16 protein-coding genes are annotated in these 16,856 nt (G+C 26.9%); 15 read left to right on the top strand and 1 reads right to left on the bottom strand.

Translation table 4 applies throughout. The annotated features are described in order from the left end of the window. The first annotated feature begins 8 nt into the window (after nt 1–8). The 15 genes from GE118_RS02520 (at nt 9) to GE118_RS02450 (ending at nt 14,854) form a co-directional block, all read left to right on the top strand. Nucleotides 9–470, top strand: coding sequence for a hypothetical protein (locus GE118_RS02520; protein WP_158763875.1), 462 nt, complete (start codon nt 9–11; stop codon nt 468–470). A gap of 3 nt (nt 471–473) precedes the next feature. After that, entirely contained in the window at nt 474–1,289 is an 816-nt protein-coding gene (locus GE118_RS02515) for a F0F1 ATP synthase subunit A (RefSeq protein ID WP_158763874.1), read from the top strand. Nucleotides 1,290–1,298: 9 nt separating this feature from the next. Then, nucleotides 1,299–1,622: an ATP synthase F0 subunit C gene (gene atpE, locus GE118_RS02510; protein WP_158763873.1), complete on the top strand. Its 324-nt coding sequence runs from the start codon at nt 1,299–1,301 to the stop codon at nt 1,620–1,622. A gap of 8 nt (nt 1,623–1,630) precedes the next feature. Beyond that, nucleotides 1,631–2,203 (top strand): F0F1 ATP synthase subunit B, encoded by a 573-nt coding sequence (atpF, locus tag GE118_RS02505; RefSeq protein ID WP_158763872.1) that lies wholly within the window; start codon nt 1,631–1,633, stop codon nt 2,201–2,203. Further along, nucleotides 2,203–2,754 carry an ATP synthase F1 subunit delta gene (atpH, locus tag GE118_RS02500; RefSeq protein WP_158763871.1) on the top strand — a complete coding sequence of 184 codons (552 nt, stop codon included), beginning with the start codon at nt 2,203–2,205 and terminating at the stop codon, nt 2,752–2,754. Before atpF ends, atpH begins: the two co-directional genes overlap by 1 nt. Next, nucleotides 2,755–4,323 (top strand): F0F1 ATP synthase subunit alpha, encoded by a 1,569-nt coding sequence (gene atpA, locus GE118_RS02495; protein ID WP_158763870.1) that lies wholly within the window; start codon nt 2,755–2,757, stop codon nt 4,321–4,323. Continuing rightward, a complete protein-coding gene (gene atpG, locus GE118_RS02490; RefSeq protein WP_158763869.1) occupies nt 4,323–5,171 on the top strand; it encodes an ATP synthase F1 subunit gamma in 849 nt (282 codons plus the stop codon). The genes atpA and atpG overlap by 1 nt, the downstream gene beginning before the upstream one ends. Before the next feature lie 14 nt (nt 5,172–5,185). Next, nucleotides 5,186–6,589 (top strand): F0F1 ATP synthase subunit beta, encoded by a 1,404-nt coding sequence (atpD, locus tag GE118_RS02485; RefSeq protein WP_158763868.1) that lies wholly within the window; start codon nt 5,186–5,188, stop codon nt 6,587–6,589. After that, nucleotides 6,589–7,002, top strand: a complete 414-nt coding sequence (atpC, locus tag GE118_RS02480) for an ATP synthase F1 subunit epsilon (protein ID WP_233262743.1) — start codon at nt 6,589–6,591, stop codon at nt 7,000–7,002. Before atpD ends, atpC begins: the two co-directional genes overlap by 1 nt. 117 nt (nt 7,003–7,119) lie before the next feature. Beyond that, the gene (locus GE118_RS02475) at nt 7,120–9,135 is read left to right on the top strand and encodes a DHH family phosphoesterase (RefSeq protein ID WP_233262742.1); all 2,016 of its coding nucleotides are present in this window, start codon (nt 7,120–7,122) and stop codon (nt 9,133–9,135) included. Next, complete coding sequence (gene rplI, locus GE118_RS02470; protein ID WP_158763867.1) at nt 9,116–9,574, top strand: 50S ribosomal protein L9; 459 nt, start codon at nt 9,116–9,118, stop codon at nt 9,572–9,574. Before GE118_RS02475 ends, rplI begins: the two co-directional genes overlap by 20 nt. Then, on the top strand, nt 9,561–10,994 hold the full coding sequence (locus GE118_RS02465; RefSeq protein ID WP_158763866.1) for a replicative DNA helicase: 1,434 nt from the start codon (nt 9,561–9,563) through the stop codon (nt 10,992–10,994). Before rplI ends, GE118_RS02465 begins: the two co-directional genes overlap by 14 nt. Nucleotides 10,995–11,002: 8 nt before the next feature. Next, nucleotides 11,003–12,289, top strand: a complete 1,287-nt coding sequence (locus GE118_RS02460; RefSeq protein ID WP_158763865.1) for a CNNM domain-containing protein — start codon at nt 11,003–11,005, stop codon at nt 12,287–12,289. A 100-nt stretch (nt 12,290–12,389) separates the two neighbouring features. Further along, a complete protein-coding gene (locus tag GE118_RS02455) occupies nt 12,390–13,631 on the top strand; it encodes a DNA cytosine methyltransferase (protein ID WP_158764203.1) in 1,242 nt (413 codons plus the stop codon). Next, nucleotides 13,631–14,854 (top strand): HNH endonuclease, encoded by a 1,224-nt coding sequence (locus tag GE118_RS02450; protein ID WP_158763864.1) that lies wholly within the window; start codon nt 13,631–13,633, stop codon nt 14,852–14,854. Before GE118_RS02455 ends, GE118_RS02450 begins: the two co-directional genes overlap by 1 nt. Nucleotides 14,855–14,945: 91 nt before the next feature. On the opposite strand, the gene GE118_RS02445 is transcribed toward GE118_RS02450, so the two are convergent. Then, entirely contained in the window at nt 14,946–16,856 is a 1,911-nt protein-coding gene (locus tag GE118_RS02445; protein WP_158763863.1) for a hypothetical protein, read from the bottom strand.

Here is a 16,856-nt window from a genome sequence, read left to right as displayed (position 1 = left end):
AGGGGATAATGATAAAACAATATCAAAAAAAATTTCAAATAGTTTTTTGAACTATTTTTTCGATTTTTTTAATCATTTTTTTATCCTTGTCTAAGATTAATTACGGTCTTGCTTTTGGATATGCTATCGGTGGGTTAATAATTTATTTTTTTACATCAATTAATTGAGTGTTTAGCACTTGAATAATCACAACAAAAACTAAAAAAATTCGTTTTATAGCTAGTATCTTAAAAATATTATTGTTTTTTGGATTATTGGCTGTTATTTTTTATTTTCTTGTGCTTATTAATACAACTTATATTGAAAAAAATAATATTTCAATCTCTGCAAATAAGATTGAAATATTTAATAAACCTATCAATCTTTTTACAATGTGTTTTGGATTTTTGAATAGTTTTTTAACAATTATAACTTTAGCAATTATCCAAAAATCCAAAAAATGAAACAACATGGAAAGGAGGAGAGATTAATATATGATAAGTCAATTGACACAATCTCATGCTGAAACAATTAGTGAAAAACTAAATGACCCATTTCATCCACAATTAATTTCGCTAATTGTAACAGTCATTATTATTTTTGCTTTATCATTAACTGCTTATATTAAGGTTAAAAAAGTTAAACCTAATGAAGCTCCTAAAGGTGTTGCATTAATTGCTGAAGCATATATTGGTGGAATTGAATCACAATTAGATGATACATTTGGAAATAATTTAGCTAAATCTAGAGTTTATATTTTAACTTTAGGAACCTTTTTATTAGTTGGTAATTTAACTACTGTATTAGGATTTGAACCAATTGTTACATCTTATAGTGTTCCATTTACCTTAGCTTTAGCTAGTTGATTAGGTATTTTTGTTTGTGGTGCAGTATATCGTAAATGAAAATATTTATTTCAATTAATTAACCCATTAGAATTAGTTGGTAAAGTATCACCATTAATATCATTAAGTTTCCGTATTTATGGAAACATCATCGGTGGAAGTACAGTTATCTTTATGATTTATGCTTTATTAGGATATCTAGTTGGTCCTACAATTCCTGGTTCAACTTCAGGACCATTAGTCTTCTTTGCACCGATAATCACTCCTGCTCTACATTTCTATTTCGACTTATTTGGTTCAACTCTGCAAGCATATATCTTTACCTTGCTTACAGCGGTGTATTGACTAGTTGAATCTGGAACAGCAGAAGAAGAAAAACCAAAAAAATCATTACTTACTAAAGTAAAAACATATTTTAATAAAAAAACAAAAAAAGTTCAGGTAGAACCTGAAACAGTTTATTAGGAGGAAATTATGATCGAAAACTTAACACACTTATTAAGCGAAGCAACTACATCAACAGCTGCTACTACTGCTACTACTGCTGCAAATACAGTTAAAGAAGCAGATAATGGATTAAAAGCTGGATTATTAGCAGTTGGTGCTGGTTTAGCAGCTATTGGGGTTATTGGTACTGGAGTTGGTCAAGGATATGCTGCAGGTAAAGCTTGTGAAGCAGTTGGAAGAAACCCAGAAGCTGAAAGTAAAATTCGTTTAATGTTAATTATCGGTGCAGGGATTGCTGAAACCGCAGCTATTTATGCCTTTGTTATTGCTTTATTAATTAAATTCGCCTAAGGTTTACAATGATTCTTAATATTACACATCAATTAGCAACAAGTAGTCCAAAAAGTCCTGGAGATGGGGTAGCTGAAAAATTTGCTCAATTAATCCCTTCTTGACCAATAATGGTGTCAACTATTATTGCTTTTGTTATTGTGTTTATTATCTTATATAAACTTTTATATAAACCCGTAAAAAAAATGCTTAAAGAACGTAGTGAATTTATTCAATCAAACATTGATGAATCAATTAAGAAAAAAGAAGAAAGCTTAGCTAAATTCAATGAAGCTAATACTAACTTAGAAAATTCACATCGTCAAGCAGACATAATAATTACTAAAGCTAAATTAAGAGCTGAAAAAATTTCTAATTTTTACACTCAAAAGGCTAAAGCACAAACAAAAAGAATGTTAGAAGAAACAGCTATTGACATTAATGCTCAACATAATGAATTTCAAACTAATTCAAGAAAATATGTTGTGGAAGTAGCTACTGAATTAGCTAACAAAATATTAAAAAGAGAAATTTCTTCAAAAACTCAAGATGAAATCATTAATGAATTTCTAAATTCAGATAAGTCAGTAGAGGAACTTTAATGTATATTAAAAGAAACATCTCAGCTTATGCTGTTGCTATTTTTGACTTAGTCAAAGAAGAAAATTTATTCAAAGAAATTCAACCTCAATTTGAAGAATTAAAAGAAATATTTGATACCCATCCTGAGTTTATTGAATATTTAAAAAATACTTTAATACCTGAAAAAGAAAGAATGGAAACAATTGATCTAATTTTAAAAGATAAACACGAAATAGTAATTAACACTGTTAAAGTTATTATTCAAAGAAAAGCAACTAGTGATTTGCACAAAATCATTGTTGAATATTTAAAATTATCAAACAAAGAACTAAAAATTAGATTCTTAAAAGTTGTTTCAGCTTTTCCATTAACTGAAAAGCAATTAGAATTAATTAAAGAAAAAATTCAAAAAGTAACAAGAAGGACCATTGAATTAAAAAATGTTGTTGATCCTTCTTTAATCAGTGGAATAAGAATTGAATCTAAAACTGAAGTTTTAGAGTTAAATCTTTATAATGATTTGCTTAAAATCAAAAAAGAACTTCTTAATTCAAACAAGAAAGGAGCATAGATGGCAATTCGATTAGATGATATATCAGCAATCATTAAAGATCGTATTAAAAATATGAATCATAAAGCTGATAGAAGTGAAATTGGTCAAGTTATCTCAATAGCTGATGGTATTGCACTTGTATCAGGATTGCAAAAAGTACGTAATAGTGAGATTGTTGCCTTTAATAACGATGTATATGGTTTAGCTCTAAACCTTGAAGAAGAAACTGTTGGGGTAGCTTTATTTGGTGATGCTAACTCAGTTTCTGAAGGTGATATTGTTAAAAGAACCGGTGAAGTTATTTCAGTACAAGTTGGTGATGCACTATTAGGTAGAGTTGTTGATGCTTTAGGAAATCCTATTGATGGAAAAGGAGCAATCAAAGACACAAAAAGAAGTGAAATTTTTAAAGTTGCTTCTGGAGTTATGTCTAGAGAAGAAGTTAATCAACCTTTAGAAACAGGAATTTTAGCAATTGATACTATGATTCCAATCGGTAAAGGACAAAGAGAATTAATTATTGGTGATAGACAAACTGGAAAAACTGCTATAGCTATTGATACAATTATTAACCAAAAAGGTAAAAATGTAAATTGTGTTTATGTAGCTATTGGACAAAAAAACTCTACTGTAGCTCAAATTGTACAAAAACTAGCAGATACTGATGCTTTAGAATATACAACTATAGTAGTTGCAGGAGCTAGTGAATTAGCTCCTCAACAATACATTGCTCCATATACAGGAGTAACTATTGCTGAAGAATGAATGTCTCAAGGTAAAGATGTTTTAATTGTTTATGATGATTTATCAAAACATGCTGTTGCTTATAGAACATTATCATTATTACTACGTAGACCACCAGGTAGAGAAGCTTATCCTGGAGATGTTTTTTACTTACACTCTCAATTACTTGAAAGAGCTGCAAGATTAAACAAAAATTATGGTGGAGGTTCAATAACTGCTTTACCAATTATTGAAACTCAACAAGGAGATATTTCAGCATATATCCCAACTAATGTTATTTCAATTACTGATGGTCAAATCTTTACTAGAGAAAGTTTATTCAACTCAGGACAACGTCCTGCAGTTGATATTGGATTTAGTGTTTCTAGAGTTGGTTCTGCAGCTCAAACTAAAGCAATGAAACAAGTAGTTGGTTCATTAAAATTAGAATTAGCTCAATACAATGAAATGCAAGCTTTTGCTCAATTTGGTTCAGATTTAGATGACTCAACCAAAACCATCTTACAACATGGTGCAAAAGTTTATGAACTTCTACGTCAAGAACAATATTTCCCAATTGCTCAAACTGCTCAAGCAATTATGTTAATTGGAGTTAAAGAAAGAATTATTAATCCATTACCAAAAGATAAAATGCACGAATATCGTGATGCAGTATTAAGTTGAATTGATGATCAAGGACAAAGTATTTATCAAGAAATAAATCAAACTAAAGTAATTAGTGAACAAAATTATCAACTAATTGCTAAAGCATTAGTTGATATCATTAAAAACATTATATTAACAATTCCAAATTATGATGCAAATATGTACAAACCTTTTCCTGCTAAATACCAAGGTGAATAATGGCTAATTTAAATAGTTTAAAAAACCGTATTTCTGTTGTTAATAACACTAAAAAAATTACTAACGCAATGCAACTTGTTGCTACTGCAAAACTTAGACGTACAAGAGAAGAATTTCAAAACATTCAATCTTATTTAGATTTATTAAACGATACATTTAATAGTTTATTAGATCATGTTAAAGAAACAGATTTTTATAACATATTCCCAAAAAACACTGATATTAAAGCTAAATTATATGTTGTAATTACCAGTGATTTAGGACTTTGTGGTTCATATAACACCAATGTTATTAATATGTTAAAATCTCAAATTTCTAAGCAAGATAAAATCATTGTAATTGGTACTAAAGGATATAACATTATTCATTCATCTTACTTAAGAGATCAAATTATTGACTCTTATGTAAATTATGGTGAAAAAGTAAGTTATGAAATTGGTAGTCAAATTACAAAAAAAGCATTAGCAATGTATAACAATAAAGAAATTTCAGAAATTAATTTAATTTATACTAAGTTCATTAATAATATTAATCAAGATCCTGTTTGTTTAACATTATTCCCATTAAACTTAAACAATCATACTGCTTCTTCAGAAACTATTGAGTTTGAACCTAATGCTGAAGTTGTGTTAAAAAACTCAATCCCACTATATGTAGGAAGTTTAATTTATTGTTTAGGTACTTCTTCAAAAGTTTCAGAAATGGCTTCAAGAAGAAATGCAATGGAAAATGCAACTAATAATGCTTCAGATTTAATTCATGATTTAAACTTGCAATTTAACCGTGAACGTCAAAGAGTTATTACACAAGAAATTAATGAAATCGTTGCAGGAGCTGATGCAACATAATAAAGGAGGTTATAATGATTCAAAATAAAGGAACAATAGTTCAAATTTTAGGACCTGTTGTTGATGTTAGATTCCAAGAAGGTAAATTACCACATTTACTTAATGCTTTAACATTAGAATTTGAAGGTAATGTATTTACTTTTGAAGTAGCTCAACACATTGGTGATGATACTGCAAGAACTATTTCAATGGTTTCAACCAATGGACTTCAAAGAGGGATGGAAGTGATTGACACTGGAGCTCCTATCCAAGTACCTGTTGGTAATAAAATCCTTGGAAGAATGTTTGATGTTTTAGGTAATCCAATTGATGAATTACCATTAGATAAAGATATTGAACGTTCATCAATTCATGCTAAAAGTCCAAGCTACGAAGAACAAAAAACAACATCAGAAATTTTAGAAACAGGAATCAAAGTTATCGATTTACTTATTCCATATGCTAAAGGTGGAAAAATTGGTTTATTTGGTGGAGCTGGAGTTGGAAAAACAGTTTTAGTTCAAGAGTTAATTAACAATATTGCTACTCAACATAATGGATTATCAGTATTTGCTGGAGTTGGAGAAAGAACCAGAGAAGGAAATGACCTTTATTATGAAATGAAAGCTGCTGGAGTTTTAGATAAAACTGCATTAGTATTTGGTCAAATGAATGAACCTCCTGGTGCTAGAATGAGAGTTGCTTTAAGTGGTTTAACAATGGCTGAATACTTTAGAGATAAACAAAATCAAGATGTTTTATTATTCATAGATAACATCTTTAGATTTACTCAAGCTGGTAGTGAGGTTTCTGCTTTATTAGGAAGAATGCCTAGTGCTGTTGGATATCAACCTACTTTAGCTACTGAAATGGGTGCATTACAAGAAAGAATTACATCAACTAGAAGAGGATCAATTACTTCAGTTCAAGCAGTTTATGTTCCTGCTGATGACTTAACTGACCCAGCACCTGCAACAACTTTCACTCACTTAGATGCAAAAACAGTTTTAGATCGTGGGATTGCTGCTTTAGGAATTTATCCTGCAATTGACCCATTAAACTCATCATCAAGATTACTCGATCCATTAGTTGTTGGACAAGATCATTATGCTGTAGCTCAAGAAGTTGTAGCAATCTTACAAAGATTTAAAGAACTTCAAGACATTATTGCTATTTTAGGTATGGGAGAACTTTCAGAAGAAGATAAGAAAATAGTTGCAAGAGCTAGAAGAATTAGAAACTTCCTTTCTCAACCATTCCACGTTGCTGAAAAATTCTCAGGAATTAAAGGAGCTTATGTTCCTTTAAGCGACACCATTAGAAGTATGAAAGAAATTTTCACTGGTGCTTATGATGAATATCCTGAAGATATTTTTAGATATGCAGGAAGCATTGATGATGTTATAGCTAGATATAACAAACTTCAAGAAGAAAAATAATGAAAAAAGTACATTTAACAATTACTGTACCTAATGGAACTTTTTATGAAGGCGATGTTGATATTGTTACTTTAAAAACCGCTGAAGGATACATTGGATTATCCGCAAGCAGAACCCCACTATTTAGTAACATTGAAATTGGCCATGTTATTATTGGTTGAGAGCATGATCCTTCATCAATAAAATGTGTAATTGGTGGTGGATTAGTTTATGCCGATCAACAAAAAGTTAACATTATAACTGATGATATAATTAACGCTAAGGATATTGATGTTAAGCGTGCTGAACGTGAAAGAGATACAATTCAAGCTCAATTATCACATAAATCTAATGATAGTGATATTTCAAAACTTGAATTAAAACTTAAAAAAGCTCTTTCTAGAATTGATACCTACAATCAATTTAACAAATAATTATTTAAGACACTTTTAAAAAAGTGTCTTTTTTATTTAACTGGTAAATACTTAATATAAATTAAGTGATATTGCATATTATTATATAATTTAAGCATAATATATTTGAAAGGTATAATGCGAAATAAACAAACTACAATTCTTATTATTTCATCAACTGTTTTATTATTCATTCTTTCATTGATACTAATTGTTTTATTCTTTTGGTCTAATCCCAATCATTGAATTAGTGTTTTTTTAGCTATAGCAATTGTATTAACATTAATTGCTACAGTTGCTATTCTTTATTTTGCAATTTATAATTTTGCTAAATCTAGAGAATTAGTTAAAAAATCGTTTAATGGTTTTATTGAAGAAATTATGACTAATAATAATATTGGTATTATCATTTATGATATTAACCAAAAAATTGTATGAAGTAGTAATTTTATTTCTAATAAGTTTAATAAAGATTTTATTGGAATTAGTGTAATAGATTTCTTCATTAAACTTGATTCAAGAATTGAAGAAAATAAAATTCTTAAATCTACTAGAATTGAATTTAAAAATAATGGTAATGTCTATGAAGCACAATTTTGACCTTTATCTAATACAATAGTTATTCGTGATATTTCAGTAGAAAACTTATTTAAAAAAGAAACTTGAGAAGAAAAAGCTGTTATTGGAGAAATTGAAATTGATAACTTTCAGTTATATCAATCAATTCTTTCAGAAGAGCAATTATTTACTATTAACAAAGTAGTAGTTGATGTAATTAAAGAATATATGGAAAAATATAATTTAATTTATCGTCAATATACAAATGGTAAATTTATTATTATTACCAATGAAAAATCATTATCTGAAATAAGTAAAAAAGAATTTGATCTTTTTATCAATATCCACAAACGAATTTCAGAATTAGATAACACCATTAGCAAACTATCATTAAGTATTGGTTTTGCTAGAGGTTGGTCAATGCTTAAAGAAAAGCTTGAACAAGCAAAAAAAGCACTAGTGCAAGCTCAAAGTCGTGGTGGAGATCAGATTGCTATTTTTGCAAATGATCACCCTCCAATTTATTATGGTTCAAATTCAGAAATTGTTGCTGATAAAAACCGTAGTAAGGTAAATTTAGTTGCAAGAATTTTAGAAACTAAACTTAAATCTAGTGAAATAGAAAAAGTAATAGTTTATGGTCATAAATTAGCTGATTTAGATGCCTTAGGTGCAAGTTATGCCATTTATGAAATGGCTAAATCATTCAATAAAGAAGTATATATTGGTAATACCACTTTTGATGCTACTGCTAAAAAAGTATTAGATGATTTAGTTAAAAATCAATCATTTAAAAAAGAAAAAATATTTGTTAAAAATGATCAATTTGCAAGTAAATTTACTAATATTAATACTTTAGTAATTTTAGTAGATAACTCTGATCCTGAACGTACTGATAATGTTGATGCATTAATCAATGCTGAAAGAGATAATATTTTTGTATTTGATCATCATCGTATCACTAAAGCCATTGACTTTTGTCCAAAAGTTAATGCTTATGTCGATACTTCTGCAAGTAGTGCTTGTGAAGTAATTACAGAAATTATTAATTTTATGGATCATAAAATTAATCTAAGTTCTACTGCAGCTCAATTATTATTAAATGGTATTTATTTAGATACCAACCAATTTACTAAATCAACTACTACTAGGGCTTTTGAAGCTGCAGCATGATTAGAAACTAAAGGAGCAAAAGCTACTAAAAGTAGTGAAATACTTAAAATTGATGATGATACTTTTGAACAAGTACAAAGAATTTTAAGTAATATTAAAGAAGTTAAAGAAGGATTTTATTTAGCTTATACTGAAGAAGAAGCAACTAATGATGTTATTTCAATAGCTGCTAATGAAATATTAAAAATCCAAGGTAGAGTTGCAAGTTTTGTAGTAGCTAAATTAAAAGGTACTAAACTCTATAAATTAAGTGCTAGAGGTATTGATACCAATGTGCAAATCATTTGTGAAGCTGTTGGCGGTGGTGGCCATTTTGGTACTGCTGCTGCTGTTAGCGATGAAGATTTGACTACATTTATCGATAACATTTGACACGCAATAATGACAACAGGGAGAAATTTAAATGAAAGTAATATTAATTAAAGATTGTAAAGACGGAAAAGCAAACACAATCATTGAAGTAGCTAGTGGTTATGGAACTAACTTTTTAGTAAGAAAAGGTTTTGCTGTACCATACAATGAACAAACTTACAAACAACTACAAAAAACATTAGATAACTTAGCTGCTGATGAGCATGAAACTAGAACTAATGCTTTAAGATTAAAAGACCAATTAGAAACATTAACTTTAAAATTCAAATTAGAAGCAAATATTGATGGAAATCAAAACTTAAATGTTCATGGTTCAATTTCAACTAAAGACGTTGATAAAAAACTAAAAGAATTAGGTTATAAATTACCAAAACACTCTTTATCAAAAATTCACTTAGTTTCTCAAGGAACTCATGAAGTAGAAGCGGTATTATATAAAGATATTAAAGCTAAAATCAATATAGAAATTACAATTCATGTACACAAATAATAAATCACCTTATAAAAATATTGTTTTAGACCAAGTTAATAATCACACTATATTTCATGATAACAACTTAGAAAAAACAATTTTATCTTTAATGATAAGCGATGATGATAAACAAGCTAGAGCTTTAGATTATTTAAATGAAAATATGTTTTTTAATTTAGCTAATAAACAATTATTTAAATTAATCCAAAACACTAGACAAGCATCTAATAACAAAAATATTTTTTTCAATTTCAATGATCTTACTTCATTGATTGAAAAAAATAAAAATAATATTGAGTACAATCAATTAGATAATTATTATCTAAATGATATTGCTTCAACCATTAGTAATCCTGATAATTTCTTTGCTAATTTAGATAAGTTTATTGAATTATATAAATTAAGAAATGTTGAATCGTTTTTTAATGCTTATCAAAATGTTTTTAAAAATAATAAGGACTTAAAATATCAAGATTTATTAGAAGATTTTGATCAATTTAAAACCTTAAATGTTCAATCTCAAATGGAAAATAGTAATTTTATTTCAATTAAAGATGCCAGTGATGAATATGCTAAATACATTGATGATGTTCGTAATAAAAGACAATTATTAAGTAATTTAACTACTGAATATCATTCAATTGATAAATATGTTTTAGGTTTTAAACCTGGACAATTTATTATTCTTGCAGCTAGACCTGGAGTTGGTAAAACTGCTTTAGCTTTAAACATTGCTAAAAACATTACCTTTAAATCTCGAACTAAAAATATTGCTTTTATTTCATTAGAGATGCCAACTCATGAACTTGTTGGACGTTTTTTATCTTCTAGTGCTGAAATACCATTAAATAAATTACAAAATCCAGAACAATTAACCAATGATGAAATTTCAAGAATTGTTGCTGAAAAATACAATAATTTAGATCATATTAATATGTATTTTGATGATGTACCTACAAGTAAAATTACTGATATTGTTTGAAAAATTAAACATCTTTATAAAACTTTAGAAGGTAATTTAGACTTAGTGGTAATTGATTATTTACAATTGATTTCTGGAGGAGATAAGCATAATGGAAATAGACAAAATGAAGTGTCTATTATCTCAAGAAGTTTAAAAACATTAGCCTTAGAATTAAAAATGCCAATTATAGCATTAAGTCAGCTTTCACGTAGTGTTGAAAACAGAGAAGACAAACGTCCTCAATTACACGATTTACGTGAAAGTGGTTCAATTGAGCAAGATGCTGATATTGTTTTATTTATCAGTAGAGTTCAAGAACCCAAAGATAAAGACAAAATGAACGAAAATAACAAAAGTCAATTAGTTAATTTAACCGTTGCTAAAAATAGAAATGGTCAACCTGGAGCTGGTCATTTAATTTATTTTGGTGATTATGTAACTTTTAAAGACTTTGATAAAAATAATGATATTTAGGAGATTTTATGGATAGTTATCCCAGTTTGCTATATGCTCAAGCAGCATCTTCTGCTATGCATACACCTTGATGATTATATTTATTAATCATTATCTTGATCTTATTATTTCTACTTAGTAGTATTTATAGTGGTTGTGAGACTGCTTATTCGTCAATTTCAGCTGCTAAAATTCACGAAATGGTAGAAAAGAAAGAAAGATTTGGAACTTTAATCCAAAGACATGTAAAAAAATATAACCAAATTCTAAGTACGATCTTAATTGGAAATAATTTAGTTAATGTAGGTTCTGCTACTTTAATGAGTTTTATTATTGGTCAAGCTAATTTTGATTCAGGAACTGCTGCTATTATTTCTACAGCAGTAGTTACCCCGTTATTAGTCTTATTTGGTGAGATTATTCCTAAATTATTAGCTAAAGCTCATCCAGTAATGTATTTAAAAATATTTGGAATTTTTATTGAAATTAATTATTGATTTTTCTTTGTATTAACTTATCCAATTTCAAAATTAAGTAAAAAAGTATATGAAACACATACTGAAGAAGATCTTAAAAACTTTCTTAAAATAGCTCAAAATGAAGGTGTGTTACAAACTGGAGAATCTTTATTAGCTCAAAAAGCTTTAGATTTAGATTCAACTAAAGTTCAAGCACATTATATTAAACTTAAAGACGTAGAAACTATTGATTCTAAAGCCACAGTTGCAGAAGCTTTAGATCTATTTATTGATACTAATTACTCAAGAATTCCAGTAATTAAAGAAGGAACTTTAATTGGTATTATTCTACTTAAAGATATATTTCATGTCAATAAAAAAGAACGAATTATTGATTATGTTAAAACCGTACCATTTATTTCAGCTAACTCAATTTTATCTAGTGCTTTAGAAAAATTACGTTTAGTTAGATCACAAATGGGATTTGTTGTTGAAAACAATAATTCTAATGAACCTATAGGTATTATTACTATTGAAGACATTATTGAAGAAATCATTGGTGAAATCTATGATGAGTATGATGATGATGAAGAAATTTATGAAATTTCATTAGAAAAATCTAGAGTTCAAAGCAATGTTATAGTTTCAGAAGTTTTTAAACAATTAGAAATTGATACTGATTTATTAGCTGATGATGAATGAGATTTAACTCTTAGACATTGATTATTGAACAAAACTAACAAACAAAGACTTACTAAAAACACAAGATACACCCTAGATGATAAAGTAAGTTTTAAAGTTATAGAAATTGTTAAAAATCAAAAGCATACAGCTATTATTGAAGTACATAAATTATAAAAATAAGATATTATATAGTGAGTAAAATGATATTCATTATATAATATCTTTTATTAATATTAGGAGAATAAATGAAAAAAGATAATATTCACTCTAATATATATATATATATAAGTTTATAGATTTATTTGCTGGTATTGGAGGGTTTCATACTGCTATAAAAAACGTATCTAAAAGAAATGGTTTTAAAGCAAAATGTGTGCTAGCGAGTGAAATAGATCAAAAAGCTATACTAACGTATAAAGCTAATCATAAAGTAAAAAATAATGATATTTTAAATATTAGAAATATCAACATTGGTGATATTGAAGATTTTGATGTTTTGTTTGGTGGTTTTCCTTGTCAAACTTTTTCTAACGCTGGTAAAAAATTAGGATTTTTAGACGAAACACGTGGAACTCTTTTCTTTGATATTGTTAGCATTTTAAAGGAAAAGAAGCCTAAATATATTTTATTAGAAAATGTTAAGCATTTAGTAAATCATGATAATGGTCAAACTTGAGAGATAATTAACAACACTTTAAAAGAAATTGGTTATATTATTCCTAAGGATCCATTAATTCTCAATCCTATCAATTTTAATGTTCCGCAAGATAGACCTAGAGTTTTTATACCTGGAGTATTAAAAGAAAAATCAAATTATCAACATGAATTCTTAGAGCTAAATATAGACAGTAAGAAAGTGCCACTAAAAGAAAATGCTTGAAAACATTTCTTAGAAAAAGATATTGATGCAAAATACTTACTTAATAAAGAAACAGATAAATATTTAATAAATTGTTTTAACGCATGAGATGAATTTATAAAGAATATAATTACACCAAATAACACTACAATACCTGTTGTGTGAACCTATGAATTTGGTAAAGAATATGATGTTTCTCACTTTGCAAAGTGAAAGCAAAATTACATACTTAAAATGCGTGATCTGTACTCAAAAAATAAAGAATTCATTGATAAATGGCTTAAAAAATGAAATGTAGAGCATTGAAATAAAAGAGAACAAAAATTCGAATGACAAGCAGGCAAAGATAATAAAGATATCAAAAATTCTTTTATCCAATTAAGACAATCTGGGATTAGGTGCAAAAGAAAGTTAAACTTCCCTACTCTTGTCGCAATGGTGCAAATACCTATTTTGTATGATGGAAGATATAATGCTTGAAGATATTTAACACCTAGAGAATGTGCAAACATTCAAAGTTTTCCTAAGTCTTTTCATACTCACTCTGATATTAGTAACGATTCTAGAAGTGATTATTATTCTTATAAGCAATTTGGTAATGCTATAAATGTAAAAGTTGTTGAAGCTGTTCTTGAAGAATTATTAAAGGTTAAGTAATGTCTAAACCTAGAATACATATATTAAATAATCAAATTACCAACAATGATAAACGTTTATTCCATCCATTAGAAGAAATTAAGGGTAATTTAGAAACTTATTACAAGTTTGAAACAAACTTATCTGATAATTATTTTTTAAATAAATTTATTAAACTCTTAAACCAAAACCCAAATAATAAAATAAATAACAAAGAATATAAAGTTGAAAAAATAAAAGATAAAATATATAGACTAAATTTATATAAAAATCAAATCTTAATCAATGAATTAATTTTATACTTTGAACATTGTGATAGTGGTGGTAGGGATATATCTAAAGGAAATGATTCAAAAAAGATATCATTGCCAACTCATAAAAAAGAAATAATGAAATATTTATTAAATTATGATAAAGTACTAATCATAAATTACTATGTTCCATTAATATTACAAAACAATAAAATCGAATTAGATATAAATAATGTTGTTTATTTACTTGTAAAACCCGAATGTATTTACTTTTCAAAAACATTCTTAGAACAAAGTTATAATTCATCAAATAGATGAATATCACTTAATTACATACACCAAGAATTAAATAATCACAACAATGATATTGTTAAATATACAAAATTATTTACTACAAAATTTAGCACCAAAAAAAGTACAAAAAATAAAAATGTTGTTGCTGTACATCAAGATAGTCTCCCCCTAGTTTTTGAAATGTACTTATATAATTACGATATGTGTTTTCAACGAATAAAAGACAACATAGCAAAAGATTCCATATCTAAAAATGACACAATAATTAACGTTACTAGAAAATTTCAAAGTTTATATAAACGTGAATTATTAGAGAAATACGAATATAGATGTGCTATAGCAAACTGCAATATCAGAGGTATTAAAGAGTTGCTTATTGCCTCACATATCTGAGGAGTTAGTGAAATAAATAACAGTAATGATCTATCAATCGATATGAAATGATTTTATGCTAAAGACGTAAATAACGGATTGCTTCTTTGTCCAAATCACGATAAAATCTTTGATCGTCATATGATTACTATTGATTTAAAACATAACAAAATAGTTTTAAATGATGAAGTCTCAAAACTTCAAAAAGTATTATTCTTTGATGTGGTTTCAACAGATAATATATTAGGTTTGAACAAAGAAATGATATTCTATTTAAATAAACATAATGAATCATTTAAAAAGATTAATCATACAATAATTAAATAAGTTCTGATTAAAGCAACACTAATGTGTTGCTTTAATTTTTCCATAATTAACTATTTATTTAGCAAAATAAAAAAGTCGATTACTCGACTTTTTATGATTTGGTTTTTTCAAAGTAATAACTAGTAATTAAACTTTGAAGTTTATTATCAACAGGCATAATAGATTTATGTTCAATTCTACCTTTTTTACTTTCGATTTTGAAAATATCAATAGCAATTTTATCTTGTCCTTCAAAAGGTGTAGCAAAATAATTCCGTAAAATAAATTCATAATCTACTTCTTGAGTTGGCACATAATTAACAAAATTAAAGTTAATTAAATTATGTCAACCTTTAATAGTTTCTTCGTTAGATAAATCAATATAAGCAATTAATTGTCCTAATTCTAAAGCAAAACCTTCTAAATCATTATTAGTTTTTTGCTCTAAAACAGTTTTTAAGTTATCTGGATTTTCTTTTAAATTATTTACTAATAATGTTGCTATAACTGAAGTTTCATTTCCTAAACCTTCAAGCACCTTAGATAAATCATCTTGATGTTGATTAACTAAATCTAATAATTTAGTTAATAATTGTGATTCATTATCTAATAAATATTTTTGAATCATATATGGATAAATATTGATACTTTTATCAAAATTTTCTTCATTAGCATTTTGTTGTAATGACATAAATTCGTTTTTAAAATCAATATTTTTAGCTGAATTTAAATCAATGATTGCTGCATATTTATTAATAAATTGCTCAAGATTATAATTTTGATCAAAGTTATAATCTTCTTGTTCTAATTCATTAATTTTTAAATCTTTTCAATATTGATTAACTAAAGTTTCAGTTTTGGTAGTCATATCAACTGATGCATTTTGATCTAAAAATCCTGCATCTTTAAGTTCTTTATAATGAATTTTTAAATTAGAATAAATTGATTCACCAATATTTTTTAAATATACTTCATTTTCTTTTTCTGAGTTATCTTTAGCAATTACTAACCCATCAACCAATAAAATATTTTGTTTTGGTTTAACACTTCTTATTCAACCATCTTCAGTTAAATTTTCAAAGTTGTCTGCTCCATAATAAGCATCTAATGCATCACCATTATACATAATTGCAGCATTAACATCTTTACGTCTAGGATTAATTAAATTATTAACAATCTCTAAACCATCACCATTAAAAGCAATGTTAGATGATTTAACACTATATCCTGTACCATCTTTAATTAAATCTGTAAATGCATCAATCAATTCTTTATAAGTACTAGTTTTTACTTCTCCAGTAAATCTTGCATCAGTTCTAGTTCCATCAGCATTTTTTCAATATGATGAACCATAAAGCATATTATCTCTTACTGCATCAGTAATTAATCAGTGATTAAAATTATTAGCTTTTAAAATTTTTAATAAATTAACAATATCATAAAGCTTATCTTGATATTGATTTCTATATTTTTCAAAATCAATTTCTTCATCATCTAATAAATTTTCTTTAGGTGGATGAATTTTATTGATGTTATAAGAAATCACCATATCTTGAGAAAAATAAGGTAAAAAATACTCTCATAATTCACCTTTATTTTCTTTAGTTAATAAATGATCATAAGTTGCTAAATGATCTCAAATTACAGGACGAATTAAGCTTTTAACAGCTTGTTTAGTTTTTTGATAATTTCCTTTTAAGCTTGGATCATTTAATAAAACTGAATAATCAATTTTGTTAATTAAATTATCTTGGACTAATTTAACCGCTTGAAAATCTGAACCAATCCCTGCTACAGCTTTATTATTGGTTAAAGCAATAGTAAATTGATTGATTTCATCAAATTCTTTATAATCAAATTCTTTAGAAAGAATTTGGTGATTATCTTTTGAAATGTATGATTTGTAATTAAAAAAACTAGGTTTAAATGGATGAGTTAGTTTATATGCTAATGAACTAACAAAAATACCAGTTCCAGCAAGAATGGAACTACCTATTAGTAATCATTTGTTTAATTTTTTCAT

Source organism: Mycoplasma sp. NEAQ87857, assembly GCF_009792315.1.
Classification (GTDB): domain Bacteria; phylum Bacillota_I; class Bacilli_A; order Mycoplasmatales; family Metamycoplasmataceae; genus Mycoplasmopsis.
This window is presented reverse-complemented; position numbering and strand designations above follow the sequence as displayed.